At 38.6% G+C, this 16,054-nt stretch carries 18 protein-coding genes; 5 read left to right on the top strand and 13 right to left on the bottom strand.

Annotated features, from left to right (window positions below; all coding sequences use genetic code 11):
- Positions 1 to 370: 370 nt before the first annotated feature.
- The 4 genes from MKI85_RS09290 to ftsY all read right to left on the bottom strand — a co-directional run bounded on the left by MKI85_RS09290 (position 371) and on the right by ftsY (position 4,013).
- Positions 371 to 1,027, bottom strand: coding sequence for a YccT family protein (locus MKI85_RS09290; RefSeq protein WP_241627120.1), 657 nt, complete (start codon positions 1,025 to 1,027; stop codon positions 371 to 373).
- A gap of 246 nt (positions 1,028 to 1,273) precedes the next feature.
- Positions 1,274 to 1,867 carry a nitroreductase family protein gene (locus MKI85_RS09295; RefSeq protein WP_241627122.1) on the bottom strand — a complete coding sequence of 198 codons (594 nt, stop codon included), beginning with the start codon at positions 1,865 to 1,867 and terminating at the stop codon, positions 1,274 to 1,276.
- A gap of 181 nt (positions 1,868 to 2,048) precedes the next feature.
- A complete protein-coding gene (locus MKI85_RS09300) occupies positions 2,049 to 2,735 on the bottom strand; it encodes a nitroreductase family protein (RefSeq protein WP_241627124.1) in 687 nt (228 codons plus the stop codon).
- Positions 2,736 to 2,909: 174 nt separating this feature from the next.
- Positions 2,910 to 4,013, bottom strand: a complete 1,104-nt coding sequence (gene ftsY, locus MKI85_RS09305) for a signal recognition particle-docking protein FtsY (protein ID WP_241627126.1) — start codon at positions 4,011 to 4,013, stop codon at positions 2,910 to 2,912.
- A 219-nt stretch (positions 4,014 to 4,232) separates the two neighbouring features.
- Between ftsY and MKI85_RS09310 the strand changes: the two genes are divergently transcribed.
- Together MKI85_RS09310 and MKI85_RS09315 are read left to right on the top strand one after the other, a co-directional pair.
- The gene (locus MKI85_RS09310; protein ID WP_413351787.1) at positions 4,233 to 5,573 is read left to right on the top strand and encodes a M16 family metallopeptidase; all 1,341 of its coding nucleotides are present in this window, start codon (positions 4,233 to 4,235) and stop codon (positions 5,571 to 5,573) included.
- Between the two features lie 13 nt (positions 5,574 to 5,586).
- Positions 5,587 to 7,179 (top strand): M16 family metallopeptidase, encoded by a 1,593-nt coding sequence (locus MKI85_RS09315; protein WP_241627128.1) that lies wholly within the window; start codon positions 5,587 to 5,589, stop codon positions 7,177 to 7,179.
- Between the two features lie 333 nt (positions 7,180 to 7,512).
- Here the strand turns inward: MKI85_RS09315 and MKI85_RS09320 are convergent, their stop codons facing one another.
- The gene (locus MKI85_RS09320; protein WP_142768666.1) at positions 7,513 to 7,875 is read right to left on the bottom strand and encodes a hypothetical protein; all 363 of its coding nucleotides are present in this window, start codon (positions 7,873 to 7,875) and stop codon (positions 7,513 to 7,515) included.
- 219 nt (positions 7,876 to 8,094) lie between these two features.
- Here MKI85_RS09320 and MKI85_RS09325 point away from each other — a divergent pair, with 219 nt between their 5' ends.
- From MKI85_RS09325 to MKI85_RS09335, 3 genes are all read left to right on the top strand, one after another.
- The gene (locus MKI85_RS09325) at positions 8,095 to 8,328 is read left to right on the top strand and encodes an SEL1-like repeat protein (RefSeq protein ID WP_241627130.1); all 234 of its coding nucleotides are present in this window, start codon (positions 8,095 to 8,097) and stop codon (positions 8,326 to 8,328) included.
- A 136-nt stretch (positions 8,329 to 8,464) separates the two neighbouring features.
- Entirely contained in the window at positions 8,465 to 8,839 is a 375-nt protein-coding gene (locus MKI85_RS09330; protein WP_241627132.1) for a DUF2750 domain-containing protein, read from the top strand.
- A gap of 139 nt (positions 8,840 to 8,978) precedes the next feature.
- Positions 8,979 to 9,410, top strand: a complete 432-nt coding sequence (locus tag MKI85_RS09335; protein ID WP_241627134.1) for a CBS domain-containing protein — start codon at positions 8,979 to 8,981, stop codon at positions 9,408 to 9,410.
- 56 nt (positions 9,411 to 9,466) lie between these two features.
- Here MKI85_RS09335 and trpB read toward each other — a convergent pair whose 3' ends face one another.
- The 8 genes from trpB to MKI85_RS09375 all read right to left on the bottom strand — a co-directional run bounded on the left by trpB (position 9,467) and on the right by MKI85_RS09375 (position 16,029).
- Complete coding sequence (trpB, locus tag MKI85_RS09340) at positions 9,467 to 10,675, bottom strand: tryptophan synthase subunit beta (protein ID WP_241627136.1); 1,209 nt, start codon at positions 10,673 to 10,675, stop codon at positions 9,467 to 9,469.
- Positions 10,676 to 10,750: 75 nt separating this feature from the next.
- The gene (locus MKI85_RS09345) at positions 10,751 to 11,938 is read right to left on the bottom strand and encodes a vWA domain-containing protein (protein ID WP_241627138.1); all 1,188 of its coding nucleotides are present in this window, start codon (positions 11,936 to 11,938) and stop codon (positions 10,751 to 10,753) included.
- 13 nt (positions 11,939 to 11,951) lie between these two features.
- Positions 11,952 to 12,803, bottom strand: coding sequence for an AAA family ATPase (locus tag MKI85_RS09350; RefSeq protein WP_142768664.1), 852 nt, complete (start codon positions 12,801 to 12,803; stop codon positions 11,952 to 11,954).
- Between the two features lie 20 nt (positions 12,804 to 12,823).
- The gene (locus MKI85_RS09355) at positions 12,824 to 13,207 is read right to left on the bottom strand and encodes a hypothetical protein (protein ID WP_241627140.1); all 384 of its coding nucleotides are present in this window, start codon (positions 13,205 to 13,207) and stop codon (positions 12,824 to 12,826) included.
- 20 nt (positions 13,208 to 13,227) lie between these two features.
- A complete protein-coding gene (locus MKI85_RS09360; protein ID WP_241627141.1) occupies positions 13,228 to 13,530 on the bottom strand; it encodes a YcgL domain-containing protein in 303 nt (100 codons plus the stop codon).
- A 132-nt stretch (positions 13,531 to 13,662) separates the two neighbouring features.
- Positions 13,663 to 14,805, bottom strand: coding sequence for a ribonuclease D (locus MKI85_RS09365; protein WP_241627143.1), 1,143 nt, complete (start codon positions 14,803 to 14,805; stop codon positions 13,663 to 13,665).
- Between the two features lie 241 nt (positions 14,806 to 15,046).
- Entirely contained in the window at positions 15,047 to 15,643 is a 597-nt protein-coding gene (recR, locus tag MKI85_RS09370) for a recombination mediator RecR (protein WP_241627146.1), read from the bottom strand.
- Positions 15,644 to 15,699: 56 nt separating this feature from the next.
- Entirely contained in the window at positions 15,700 to 16,029 is a 330-nt protein-coding gene (locus tag MKI85_RS09375) for a YbaB/EbfC family nucleoid-associated protein (protein WP_241627148.1), read from the bottom strand.
- Positions 16,030 to 16,054: the final 25 nt, after the last annotated feature.

Raw genomic sequence — 16,054 nt, forward strand, 5'->3', positions numbered from 1 at the left:
CAATCAATGAAATATTTTCGATCGATCAATCAGTAAAAATCCACACAAGTTGTTCTTCATAATCTCTTAATGATCTTTCTAATACTTCGTCAGTATTAGATGCTGGACTTAATAAACTCAACAACTCAGCACTTCGCGCTTCGTTCGTTTCCGTCTATCTCGTCGGTATGCTGCGTATTCTATACTGATTTATTTCGAGCGCAAGCATATTTTATAAATAATTATATAATATGTCATCAAGCGATCAATATTTGATCCAATTGAATATTTATAGCACCAAATTTCATTTTGAGGAGTATTTTTTACACATTACCACATAGAAAAAGCTCAGCAGATTCTCATTTGCTGAGCTTTTCATTATAGGAACCTTTTAATTAGCTTGCTCTGCAACCCAACTCATAAATTTTTGACGTTCAGCTTTATCTGCTTTTTTCCACAACTCAATTAATTGTTTATCAAGTGCACTTGCTTGAGTGCTAACTTCAGCAAGTTGAACAGTAGTTTGTGCCTTGGCATAGACTGCTGGTGGTTGATTTACTGGTGCTTTAACATTTTTTTGGGTTAGGTCGACTGCACCACCGAACATACTGCGACTCAACCAAGGCTTCTGCTCTGTATTTGCACCCGTCTGCTGTACAAGTACTTGCTGTTTCTGATCATAAAGAGCTACTGTTGGTTGTTCCGCGTATTTTTTAGCTTCTTCAAATGTTTTTGGAGCATTGACCAAAGCTAATTTATAAGTTTGATTGTCTTGTAGATTTGGTGTTTTCAGCGTAAGTACACCTGATTTAACAATGTCATGTTCACCAGACATATGTTCGAAATATTGAATGTAGCGAAGGCTTATACTTGAACTCCCTGCATCCAACTTATAGGCATTGTTTTCTGAACGAAATAAACCCGTATTCACCTCTTGATCATTTACAGCTAGAATTTTGATTTCTTCTGGTGCTGTAACTGTTACCGCTGAAAATACTGAACCACTTACCATCAATGCCGCTGCAGCAAAGGTTAAACGTAAAGCCATTTTGCTTTCTCATCATTCATTGTTAAATTTTAGTTGCACTATGCAAGTTATAAATGACAGTTTTATGACAATGCCATTTTTGAAAGACAACACCTTTTCAGATTTATTTTTATAAGCTTTTTATACCAACTGGAATAGTCATTTGGTCGATACACAAGGTTCAACGATATGCCATATAAACACCAATGGCTTTCTTCTTAACATTAGTCCACAGCCATCACTTGATTGACAACAGTGGACAGATTCTTAGTTAAATGTTTTAAAACGCACATTATCATCCATATAGGTTTTTTCTCCTGCCGGTGCTTCTATTGAACCTATTACTAATTGTGCACGTAGCTTCCAATGATCTGGAATTGAATAAGTAACTGCAACTTCAGCATCAATGACTGGATTATAATGCTGTAAAGATGCGCCAATACTCTTTTCTGCTAAAGCTGTCCACACTGCAAATTGCGCAATAGCTGATGAATGTTCAGACCATACAGGGAAATTATCTGCATAAAGAGCAAATTGCTCTTGCAATGATTTCACGGCATCTTGATCTTCATAGAATAGTACTGTCGCATAACCCGCTGCAAAACTGTCTAATTTCTTACTGGTATTTTCAAATGCTTCCGCTGGAACCATTTTACGTAATGTTTCACGCACGATTTCCCAGAAGTTATGGTGCGCTTCACCAAATAATGAAACTACTCTCGATGTTTGTGAATTAAAAGCTGATGGGCTTTCTCGTACAGCATCTTTAATTATCTTTTCAACTTCAGCTTGATCAAGATTAACATTTTTACCAATTGCATATATTGTACGGCGTTTTTTCATATGATCTAAGAATGCCATTTTCCTTTCCTCATCATTTTGTTCGTTTAAATAGAGAGTTATATCTCAATTATCATTGTTATATCTTAAGCAGTTTGTAAACTATAGAAAGCCCTATCATTGTGACAGTCTGTTTTAATTTTAGAACGTTCGCTATTAATCAATCTTGCAAGCAATACTCTAAGACAAGCCAGTTCCAAATTTATTTTAAGACCATGAACTCTACTTGATTTTTATTAGCTGATCGCTTTTCTATATGCTGCTCAACAGAACCAAATACAAGCTGGGTTTGAAGTTTCCATTCAGTGCTTACTTTAAGAAACTGAGCAGTCTTATAATCAATAACGGGATTATAATAATTAAAGTTCGCACCTAAGTCGACTTCGGCTAAAGCCGCCCAAACTGCATATTGAGCCATCCCCGAACTCTGTTGCGACCAAAATGGCATTTCTGCCGAGTCTAATGGTACATTCTTTTGTAAGTTTTTGATCTGTTCTTGATCTTCAAAAAATAAAACAGTTCCATACGCTCCTAGGGATTGCTTAATTTTCATTGCCGTGACTGGAAAAAACTGTTCTGGAATTTGCTTTTCAAGAATCTCATATACCAGATTCCAAAAGTCGGTATGTGCTTGTGCAAACAAAACAACAATACGAGTACTCTGTAAACTCAATGCAGATGGACAACTCAACACAGCAGCGTGAATTAACTCAGTTAAATACGATGGATCATGGCTCGTACGTTTTCCTAATTTTTGAATGGATTGGCGTTGTTTTAATTGCTCAAGATAACTTACTTCATTAAGGGCAACTTCATTTTTTCTATTAAAAATTAGATCAGGTGTAATTTCAGTTGTTAGCACTTGGCTAAGTTTATCTAATAGCGCCATTATTCCCCCAAGAAAACAAAATATACATATTTTTTTTAAGTATTTTATTCTATCGCTTTAAATAACAGAAATAACGATATATTTGAGCTCCACTGTTCTCTTTTAAATCAAATAATTAAACCAAAAAAGATAAACTCCGCAATTTGCGGAGTTTATGTGAAATATATTACTTTTTTACTTTTCAGTTTCAAACAAGGCTGCTACAAATGATTTGGCAGAGAATGGACGTAAATCGTCAATTTTCTCACCAACTCCAATGAAGCGAATTGGAACATGGGTACGACTTGCAATATTAAACAGAACGCCGCCTTTAGCAGTTCCATCTAATTTCGTAATCGTAATCCCTGTAAGACCAACAGCCTCATCAAACAATTCGACTTGGTTGATCGCATTTTGCCCTGTGCCTGCATCTACTACCAACATAATTTCATGTGGTGCTGTAGCATCAATTTTTTGCATGACACGCTTCACTTTAGTTAACTCATGCATTAAGTTACTTTTGTTATGTAAACGTCCAGCTGTGTCGGCAATCAGCACATCCACACCTTTTGCACGAGCACTTTCAAAAGCATCAAAGATTACAGAAGCACTATCCGCACCATGCCCTTGAGCAACAACAGCGATATTATTGCGTTCACCCCAAATTTGTAATTGTTCTGTTGCCGCAGCACGGAATGTATCACCTGCAGCAAGCATTACTTTTTTGCCTTCACCCTGTAAGCGCTTTGCAAGTTTACCAATGGTTGTCGTTTTACCAACACCGTTAACACCAACCACCAAAATTACAAATGGACTTTTATTGGGGTCAATATGCAATGGCTTAACACGCGGAGCCAAGATGTCCACCAACTCTTCTTGTAAAGCTTTATACAAAGAATGTGAATAAATCAAATCACCACGCGCAGTACGCTCAGTTAAATTCGCGATAATCGCTTTAGTCGCATCAACTCCAATGTCAGCCACCAAAAGTTGTTCTTCAACTTCTTCAAGTAATTCGTCATCGATTTCTTTGCCACCGATCAGGATATTCACCATCCCATCAGCAAAGTTTTTACGGGTTTTGGTTAAACCTTCCTTCATACGGCTAAAGAAGCCGCCTTTAGACTTTTCAGCAGTCTGCTCATCGGAGGTTTCTGAAACTGAAGCAACGATTTCTTCAGCCTTCGGCGTCTCGATAATCGGAACATTTACCGCAGGTAAGCTTGGTAAAGTAACGTCATCATCCCCGATATCAGCATCAATCAAAAATTTATTTTGCCCAGTAGATTGTTGTTGCATGCCGAATCCTTTGAAAAGCAGCGTGTTAAAAGACAATGATTTTAACATAAAAGATAAGGATTTTCTTTATCTTGCCTGATTACGACTATCGACTACAAAAAACAACAGCCTTACCTTGCATTTATGGGTGATTTTTTTGAAAATGATTTTTAAGACCAAGAGTTGTGAGTGGCTCAAGTGTTTGGACAAAATAAGAATAAATGCCAAGGATTATTAAATATACATCTCAGTATATTCAGCTTCACATGCCTAATATTTTGCACGTCTGCATACGCCAACCCACAACCAAAGCTCACACATACGACCTTAGAAGCAAAACTAGACAACGGACTAAAAGTCATCATTCGTGAAGATCGTCGTTCTCCGATGGTGATGACTCAAATCTGGTATACCGTGGGTAGTCGTGATGAATCAGGCAATCTATCTGGCATTTCTCACGTCCTGGAACATATGATGTTCAAGGGCACATCAAAAGTTCCTAATGATGAGTTTACACGTTTAAGTCGTCTCTATGGTGGCAGTGTAAACGCAGCCACATTCACCAACTACACCAACTATTATCAACTTTACCAAAAGGATTTTTTAGCACTTGCTTTAGAACTCGAAGCAGATCGCATGAGCAATTTAGTATTGCGGCAACAAGATTTTGATACTGAAGTAAAAGTAGTCATGGAAGAACGTCTTCAAAGAATTGATGATAATCCGCGTGCGCTTGCATTTGAACGTTTTAAATGGGTCGCTTACCCAACCAGCCATTATCGACAACCTGTCATCGGTTACATGAAAAATTTAAAAGCTCTTGATCTAGAACATTTGAAAAAATGGTATCAAGACTGGTACACCCCCAATAATGCAATTTTAGTGATTGTGGGTGATGTAGAAACAAAAACTACGCTTGAACTCGTAAAACGATATTTCGCTAAGATTCCAGCAAAACAGACACCAGAAAGAAATGATGTACTTGAATTTTCTCACGTAGGTTATCGGCAACTGGAAGTTAGATTACCCGTTCAAGTGCCTCATCTATATTTGGCATGGAATGTTCACTCTCTCGCGACTGCACCAAATCTCCAAGATGCCTATACATTGGTGATCATGAAAAATATTTTGGATAGCGGTATCACTTCTCGTCTACACAACAATTTAGTACGAAAGCAAAAAATTGCCACTTCAGTGAGTGTTTCCTATGATTCCTATAGCCGAGGAGACAATCTTTTTAGCATTTCAGCTTTACCCGTGAATGGTGTGCCACTGCAAGATATTGAAAAAGCATTACTCAGCGAAATAGAGCAATTAAAAAATACTCCTGTCACTTCAGATGAAATCAATCGAGTTATCACTCGCCATGTTGCAGATTTAATTTATAGTCAGGACGATATTGCTGGACAGGCTAGGAGTATTGGAACCTTGGAAGTGAATGGTTTAAGCCATCGTATACTTGATCAGCTCCCGCAACATTATGCAGCAGTTACACCAGAAGATATTCAACGCGTAGCGAATACATATTTTAACCGTGACAATAGTAGCAGCATGTACATACTGCCTGAACAAGAAAAATAAAATGGATAAGGTTATGAAAAAATTTCAATTATGCCTCATCACAACACTTGTATTTATTCCAACGAGCCATGCCGAACTTATAGAAAAAACAACAACTGCTTCAACTGAACATTTTAGCTCTATCATTCATTTAGAAAGCCTTCAGCATATTCAGGAACATCCCAAACTCACTGTCCCACATGTATACGAATTAAATAATAGGTTTCATGTACGATCACTCTTTGTCGAATCTCCTACACTCCCAATGGTGGATATTCAACTCACCTTTAATGCAGGTTCTGCACGTGATCAGAGCATCGGAACCAATCTTTATGGTCTGTCTAACATGGCTGCTCAACTCCTAGATGAAGGCACTGATAACTACTCAGCACAGGAGATTGTTTCAACATTTGAGAGTGTAGGTGCAAAGTTCAGTGCCTCAGCACATCGAGATATGTTTATTGTCAAATTAAGAGCTTTATCTGATCCAGCAAAACTCGAACCTGCATTAGATATGCTACTTGAAGTACTCAATCATTCTGCTTTTCAAAATTCGAGTATCGATCTTGTATTAAGTAATACCGCTGTCGGACAAAAACAATTAAAAGAAAATCCCAGCAGAATGAAAAACATCGTGTTTTATCGCACTTTATATGGAAAACATCCGTATGCAGAACCCATTACTGGAACGCAAACCAGCATAAAACGAATTAGTGCTGAAAACTTAGTTGAATTTCGTAAGACATACCTCATCCGTCAAAATTTAAATATTGCGATTACAGGTCAATTAAAAGAAAAAGAAGCACTTAAATTAGCTGAAAGAATAGCAGAACATCTACCAGAAGGTGAAAAAGTGCCCCCTTTGCCTACTCCTGTATTACGTTCAAATTTCAATGTTCGCCACATTCCTTATAAATCGAATCAAGCACATATCATTATGGGAGAAATAGCAACAACGCGCGATGATCCTGACTATTTGGCATTACAAGTTGCCAACCGTATTTTTGGCACAGGGGGATTTAATTCAATTTTAAGTCAAGAGCTCCGTGTGAAACGCGGATTAACTTATGGGGCTTATAGTAGTTTTAGTTTTATGCAGACAGCTGGTCCATTTAGCTTAGGCTATTCTACAGAGCAAAAAAATCTACTGGAAAGCATTCAAATCGCACACCAAGCTTTGGTCAATTTTATCCGTTCCCCGATTGATGAAAAGCTACTGCAACAAACCAAGCTCGGCATGTTAAGGGCTTTTCCAAATAATTACAGGAGTAATGCGGCAATCAATGCTCAACTGGGTTCTATAGGATTTTATGATTTACCTAAAGATTATTTAAATCGTTATAGTGAAGAACTTAACAAATTAACTGTGCCACAGGTACAAAATGCTATTCGCAAACATTTACATCCAGATCGACTGACCATCATTATTTTTAGTGAAGAGCTAGATAAAGCAGCGTTGAATCAGATTTTACAAGACAATCTACGCATAAATCAGAATTCAGATGGAATTAAAACTCCAATAGCTTCCAAAACTAGCGAATCATATCATCCGCCAAAGGAGGAAGCTCCTTTGCCTGATTCTTTTCAATATGATACGCCCGCATTAATTTCAGATAATGACCTCTAGTCATCTTTTGTTTCTGCATTAATTGTGCCGCCATATCCTGCGTGGAAGGATAATAGGCTTGCTGTGCGAGTTGACTAACTTGTAGGTATTGATCAGGCGTCACAGGACGGAAAAGTGCGAAAGTTGCTAAAAAAAGAATTGCAGCAATGATAAGCAAAACCAGGAAATAATAAAAATTCTCTAATTTGATATGACTATAAAATTGAATAACTTTTTGTTTTGCGCTTTGCATACACTACCTCTAATGAACCGGTAGTGTAGGTTGACTCAAGTATAATCTCAAGGTCATTTACCCATTCTCAACCTCAGATGGTCAAAAATGGGTATAACGTGTTATCCACTGGTGATATTACGAACAACTGCAAAATATAGAATAAATGCAATTAAAGCCAATGCCAAAACAATCGCGAACACCCCCACCCCGTGTTCAGCATCTGCGGGATGCAAATCTTCATCATCTGCAATACGGCGCAATTCCCCATCATACATTTTATAAAACTCAATGCGCTGTTGTGGCTCAAGTGTACGTGTAAAGTCGTAAACACGCTTACGTTGTGCCAAACAATAGTCCCCTAAATGAATTTCATTGTGAAAAACAGCTTCATCAAGTTGTTGTCTATGGTAGTGTGCCAATTCAATGATTTTCTCAGCATTGAGCGGTAATTCAAAAGTGAAGCCATCTATTGTATTTGTCATATTATTCTCCTTTTAATTACAGTATCCTGTAGATCCATATTAATAAAAAAACTTTTTGACTATTGTTTAATCATGTAACTTGAATTAATACCTATACACCCCATATCTTGTTTGACTTTTCATCCAATCTGTAATATTAGTTTAATAATACTTAGTTAAATTAGTATCAAGACTATAAAAGTCGAGCTGTGCAATCATAATTACAATAAGGAGTTATCTATGATTCAACAAATTTCTCATCATGAGTTAGAACATGTGTATGCAAATGCAGTAAACACAATTCAATCGCAAAAAAACTTTGTAGAAGCTGTTCAACAATTGGAAGAAGTGGCACGTGCAGGCCATGGTAAAGCTGCAATGTTCTTGGCTGAACTTTATTTTCAAGGATTCCGTGTAGAACGTGATTCGCTAAAAGCACAATACTGGCAGAAAATGGCCACGATGCAAGCATAATAAAACGTCACCTAGGTGGCGTTTTTTTTGGCTTAAATTTTATCAACATATTTATTTACGATTTTTCGCAAAGCTTACACTGAAATTTAACCTGATGCTTTTACAATAACTCATGACTTCACAATGTCTGCCCAATATGAAACAAATTAGTCAATTACAACCGATAGCAAAAGACTTGTTTTTTAAAATTACCATACTGAAATCCATGATGTACTGCGGTGTGTTATGGGGTCTTTACGATCAAGGCTGGGCTATTATGTCCGATCAAGATGATTTTGTTTTTCCTTTCTGGATGAACAGTATACAAGCACATAAATATGCAAAACTACATTGGCCAAGTTACACCCCTCGAAAAATCACCCCTGCCGATTTTCAAAAGTCTCTTTTGCCAACCCTGACACGATTGAAAGTTATTCCAGCACTTTGCAATTCATCTAGTCAAAAATTCAAGTTAACCACACAGCAAATGCGTCACTTTTTCTTTGCTGATGTACAGTTGCAACCTGCTTAAAGAAAATCCAATTAGGTGTTTACTCTGAACACCTAATTTTTTCAATTTTATTCAATTTATGACTGATCAGGTATTTGCATTTTTCAGATTTCAAGTTAAGTTAAAAGTCAAACAATAAACAACAATAGAGATGTACAATATGACCAAAGTAGCACAAGTCCTTCAAGATAAATCAGCGCAGACCATTTTCACAATTCGTCCAGATTCGACCGTATTTGAAGCAATTACGCTTATGGCAGATAAAGGCATTGGTGCATTAGTGGTCACAGAAGATGATCGTGTGGTGGGGATTGTTTCCGAGCGAGATTACACACGTAAAGTCGCTTTAATGGAACGCAAATCATTTACCACCAATGTCAGTGAAATTATGACGGCTACCGTACTTACCGTCACGACTAGCACCAGTGTTGAAGATTGTTTAGAGTTGATGACTGTTCGCCATCTACGCCATTTGCCTGTGGTCGAGAATGAACGTTTAATTGGCTTAATTTCTATTGGCGACTTAGTAAAAGCAGCCATGGCAGATCAAAAAACCTTAATTGATCAGTTACAGCAGTATATTTCAGGGTAAGTAGAAATTAATGCATAAAAAAGGTCAGCAATATGCTGACCTTTTTCTTTTGTAGCTTAGTTCAGACCTAACTTGTCTGCGACATAGTCTGAGTCTTTGTCACCACGACCAGACAAATTCACCACAATTTTCACATCTTTTGCAAGTTTTGGTGCTTCACGTAATGCCCATGCCACAGCATGTGAGCTTTCTAATGCAGGAACAATCCCTTCTACACGAGATAAGGTCATGAATGCATCTAAACACTCTTGATCAGTTGCCGTTGTATATTCAACACGACCTAAATCCTTCAGGAAACTGTGTTGTGGCCCAACGCCTGGATAATCCAGACCTGATGCAATCGAATGAACAGGCAATGGTTCACCTTGCTCATCTTCCAATACATAGCACGCCATACCGTGAATCTGACTTGGCTTACCCAAGGTCAAGGTTGCCGAATGCATTGTCGTATCTAGACCATGACCAGCAGGCTCGACACCCACCAATTTCACACCTGCATCATTCAAGAATGCAGTAAATGCGCCGATTGCATTAGAACCACCACCTACACAAGCGACGATATAATCAGGATTTTGACCAAAACGGTCATGAGTTTGTACTTTAATTTCATTGCCAATAATACTTTGGAAGTCTCGTACCATTTTCGGGAATGGATGTGGACCTACTACAGAACCAATGGCATAAATATAGTTCTTCGGATCTTTTAAATATTCTTCAAAAGCACTATCCACCGCGTCTTTTAATGTTGCAGTACCGCGCGTGACAGAAATCAGTTTGGCACCCAAAATTTTCATTTTGACGACATTTGGATGTTCTTTTTCGATATCCACCTGCCCCATATGAATTTCACATGGAATACCAACCAATGCACATGCAGTTGCCAACGCTACACCATGTTGACCTGCGCCAGTTTCAGCGATGACTTTGCTTTTACCCATATACTTGGCAAGTAGAGCCTCACCCAAACAGTGGTTAATTTTATGCGCACCAGTATGATTTAGGTCTTCACGCTTTAAATAGATTTGCGCACCACCCAATTGTTCAGACAGACGCTTGGCATGAAATAAAGGACTTGGGCGTCCGACATAGCTTGCAAACAAATCAGCCAGTTCATTTTGAAATTCAGGCGTATGACGAATTTCTTCATACGCCAGATTAATTTCATCCATAGCTTCTTTTAAGTGAGGAGGAATATATTGACCACCATAGGGTCCAAAAAAGCCTTCTGTGTTTGGTAAATCAATCCCGTTAATTTGGTGATTCATCTCTTACTCCCCCTTCTCTACATTTATTATGACTTACTCTTAAAAGCACAAATTCACTGAGTTAAACCCATAAACTTAACGTGCCAAATATTTTGTTAAATCTTCTACACCTTTTAAAGTCATTGGATACATATGCTGATCAAAGATCTGCTGAATTGAACCAATGGTTTGCGTGTAATGCCAGTAATTTTCTTCTTCAGGATTGAGCCAAGCCGTTTTATCAAAATGCTGACGTAGGCGATTTAGCCAAACCTGACCAGACTCATCATTCATATATTCCACTGAGCCACCGACAGAATTCAGCTCATAAGGTGCCATACTGGCATCCCCTACGACAATGACACGATAGTCACGTCCATAAGTATGAAATAAATCCCAGGTATTCATACGCGTGTTTGAGCGACGCACATTGTCCTTCCAGACATAATCATACAAACAGTTATGAAAATAGAAATATTCCAGCGTTTTAAATTCTGTTTTTGCGGCACTGAATAATTTTTCACATTGCGCAATATGAGAGTCCATTGAACCTCCCACATCAAACAACATTAATACTTTAACGCGGTTACGACGTTCAGGCACCAACTGCACATCCAAGATACCTTGTTTTGCAGTTTCTTTAATGGTGCCATCAATGTCTAGTTCTTCGGCTGCACCTTGGCGAGCAAACTTGCGTAAACGGCGTAATGCCATTTGCATTTGACGCGTGCCCAGAATCTGCTCATCATCCAGATTGCGGTATTTACGCTGTTCCCAGACTTTGACTGCGGAACGTTTTCGTCCAGGACCACCAATACGCACACCTTCAGGATGATCACCATAGGCACCGAAGGGCGAAGTCCCGCCTGTGCCAATCATACGATTGCCACCCTGATGCTTTTTATGTTGTTCGCGTAAACGCTCTTCCAACATTTTCATCAGCTCTTCAAGTGAACCTGCTTTTTTCAGTTCTTCTCGTTGTTCTGGAGTAAGATGCTTCTCTAAAAGCTCCAAATCAAACCAGTCTTTCGGTAATTGCTGAACTTGGTTTAACAGCTCATCTAAATCGAAGGTTGAAATGCCATCAAAATAGTCTTTCATGCCACGGTCAAATTTATCAAAGAAGCGTTCATCTTTGACCATAATGGTTTTGGCAAGCTGATAGAACTCTTCCTGATCAGCAAAGACCAAGCCTGACGCAATCGCCTCATTCAGATCGATCAATTCTCGCGTAGAGACAGGCACACCATATTTGCGTAAGGTATAAAACAAGCGCACGAACATGCGTGTTTCTCCTTTAGCGACGTGACATAAAAGCTAAACGTTCAAGTAACTGGACATCTTGCTCGTTTTTGATTAAGGCTCCATAAAGTGGTGGAATGGCCTTAGATTTATCATGATTACGCAACACATCATCAGGCATATCATCCGCCATCAATAAACTGAGCCAATCAATCAATTCAGAAGTAGAAGGTGGTTTTTTAAGACCCGGCACCTGACGCAATTTAAAGAACACTTGAAGTGCTTCATTGACTAGCGCGGTTGAAACTTGCGGGAAATGCACATCAATAATTTCACGCATAGTCGCTTCATCTGGGAACTCAATATAATGGAAGAAACAGCGACGCAAGAAGGCATCTGGCAGCTCTTTTTCATTATTTGAGGTAATGATCACGATTGGGCGTTGTGTTGCCGTAATCGTTTCACCCGTTTCATAAACAAAGAACGACATTTTATCGAGTTCGTGCAATAAATCGTTAGGAAACTCAATATCTGCCTTGTCAATTTCATCAATCAACAATACACAGCGCTCTTCACTGGTAAATGCTTCCCACAACTTACCTGGTTTAATATAGTTCTTAATGTCGTAGACACGGTCATCACCTAACTGGCTATCACGTAGGCGTGAAACAGCATCATACTCATACAAACCTTGCTGGGCTTTGGTGGTCGATTTGATGTGCCATGTGATCAGTTTTAAACCTAAGCTTTGCGCAACTTGCTCTGCTAATAAAGTTTTACCTGTTCCAGGTTCACCTTTAACCAAAAGCGGTTTTTGTAAAGCACGTGCAGCTTTTACTGCGAGTTTTAAACTGTCAGTTGCGATGTACTGACTTGTACCAGTAAATTGTTGAGTATCAACAGACATAAGATGACCTTATTTTTTATTTAAAGTGGTGAACTTTTCTTGTTAATTACAGAAATTTCGCGTTTATCACTGTATTTAGACCAGCAATATCCAACGATCAACCCCAAACCAAGAACACATAAAATTGCAGATAAATTAAACCAGATGAGTGAATGCTCTTTGGTCAAAATACCAAACATTAATCCAAAGAAGGCAGGTGCAATTGAAGCATTTGTTCCCTCAGAAACCGTTGGAGTCAACATGACAGCAAAAACAAACACCCAACTAATACCACCGAATGGTTTAGGTAAACGCTTCGCGATTGTATACCAGCACCATAAAATAATGATGCTGCCAAGCAAATACACACTGACTGCAATCGTATCTTCAGGAATTGTGTCTAAAATTGAAAAAAGATTATCCATAGTACAACTCCTGAAAATGATTAAGCACCACGTAAGCCTTCTGGGGCTACTGCATTCGGGTTAATCAACCCTTCTGGTGGCATTTGAATAAAGAAACCTTTGGTTTCAATCGAATCCATTACATGCAATACATTGGCACGCGCTAACTTACGCATTTCAGTTAATTCAATGTGCATTACAAAAGTCGCGCGACCAAAAGCATTACGTAATACTTCAGGAACAACCTCTAATGGATTTGATGCTTCTGCATCATTTTCAGCAAGACGAGCAACATAGAGATACATCTCATCTTTTTTGCTCGATTTATAGATAGAACAATGCATGCTTAGAACATTACTTCACTTAGAAAATACAGCGTCAAGCATACAACAAAAAATAATCTGATTCAGTAGTGATTATTAACGCAGCAGTCGTCAATTTGTCTAAGTGTCAATTCTTTAAACAAATATGTCCAACTATTGCGTAACTTGCATTTGTGTCGATAAGTATTGCTGATCTTCATGCAGAACTTGAATAAGCGGCTTAGTCAAAAGCTCGTAGCGCCAGCCAAGTAGGTAATTCGGCAAATCCTGCTCATCGCTCCCTGAGATGATATGCTGATACAGCGCATTCAGCCATTTTTTACGCAGCAAGACTTCTTTTGGCACTGTCGTTTCATTGACTACACTTTGAATAACAGCATCAACTTTATAACCAATCTCTTTGGATGAATGACGGATAGGACGAGCTAAACGCAATGGCCATTCGTCCTGAGCAGGTAAAAACTTCAACAAATCCAAAATGGTTTTACCGTGTTCACGGAGTACATTCTGACGAATATCCTTAATACTGCTCAACTGAAAATGGTTTTTTGGATTTTTCTCAACCAAATCAATCATGCTTGAGTTTTTCAGTATAAAGCTACGTGGCTGATTCTGCGCTTTCACCATTTGCTCACGCCAAACTGCCAATTGCTGAATTTGCATTAATTGACGGCGTGAATGTCGATAATTACCAATATCTTGATAAAGCATCGCTAATGGTGTTTCTTGACCAATTTCATAGGTCAAATTGCGGCAGTCTTCCTGCGCAAAATCTAATAATTGTTTTTGATTCAGCTCAGATCTAATTTTTTCCGCCAAAGCCATAATATACAACACATCATTGGCTGCATAATTCAATTGTTCAGGCGAAAGGGGGCGCGCCAACCAGTCTGAACGCGTTTGATCTTTATCAATATCCACGTTCAACATGTTTTTAAGTGCATTTTGATAACTGACCTGCAAGCCATGTCCTAAAAATGACATGCCAACTTGAGTATCAAATACATTATTCAGCGACTTATCTTGAGCATAATGATAAATCAGATCGATGTCTTCACCGCAAGCATGAAAGACATTCAGTTGAGCAGCAAAAATCTTTTTCCAGAACTGCGTTAAATCTAAGGTGGTTCCATCGAGTAAATATACTTGGTCAGCAACATTTATCTGGAATACCCCTAATTTAGGCCATAGGGTATCCACTTTAATAAACTCTGTATCAAGCCCATAAATGGAGTTTTGGTCCATGATGGACAAAAAGTTGTCTAAATCTGTCTGATGCTGAATAAACTGAAACATACTGCCGAGTCTAGGAATAGATTCTCTAAAAAGCTATCTTACCTGATATATAACAATTATCTATAAAAATTTTCAATCTAGACTTAAGAATTACTTATTTTTTAGTATATAAGCTCTATTTACCTGTTTATTTATACTTTTTTTATATCATTAATTTTTAAAAAATATACCGTTTGTTAAAATATTACTTAAAATAAAATCAACCATATCGTGCTCAAACCAACATGAAACAAGCCTAAACTTATTTCATGCGCATACGGTTGTGTACTGCTTGACTAAGGGTATGGCTATCGACATATTCCAACTCACCACCTTGTGGTACACCTTGAGCAATTCTGGTCATATGTACGGGTAAGTGCTTACAGGCTTCGACTAAATAATGTGCCGTGGCTTGCCCTTCTACAGTCGCATTGGTTGCAAGTATGACTTCAGTAATCTTTCCATCCGTTAAACGTTGCACCAAATGTGGAATCCCGATTTCATCAGGTCCAATACCATCAAGCGGTGACAAATGCCCACCGAGTACATGATATTTACCACGGAAACTTCCACTCTGTTCAATCGCCATCACATCAGCTGGTGACTCAACTACACATAAGAGCTGCTCATCTCGCTCGGTAGAAAGACAGATATCACAAACTTCATCTTCAGTTAAAGAATGACAGACACAACATTCATGAATGTGATTGGTGGCTTCAGTTAAGGCATGTGCCAAACCTACTGCCCCTTCCCGATTCTTCATAATTAGATGCAGCGCCATACGTTGTGCTGACTTAGGACCCACACTCGGTAAAATTCTTAAAGCTTGAACCAACTGTTCAAATCGATCACTAAACACTGAAATTCCTAAATAAAAATACCTCCCTAGTAAGGGAGGTAAGACACCACGTGTGATTAGAACATGCCTGCAAGACCTGGTGGTAAGCCCATACCTGAACTTGCACCCTTCAAGCGCTCTTCAGAAATGACTTCAGCTTGACGTGCAGCATCATTCATTGCAGCAGCGATTAAGTCTTCAATCATGTCCGGATCGTCTTGCAACAATTCAGGATTGATCTCGATACGCTTTACTACGTTACGGCAAGTCATGGTGACTTTAACCAAACCGCCGCCCGCTTCTGCATGAACTTCAGTGAGTGCAAGCTCTTCTTTGGCTTTTTTAAGATTGCTTTCCATGTCTTTTTGCATGCGTTGTGCTTGTTGCATCAGCATATTAATGTTCATAAAACTCTCCGAACAATATTTTAAA

The sequence above is a fragment of the Acinetobacter zhairuonensis genome (assembly GCF_022601715.1).
Lineage (GTDB): Bacteria > Pseudomonadota > Gammaproteobacteria > Pseudomonadales > Moraxellaceae > Acinetobacter.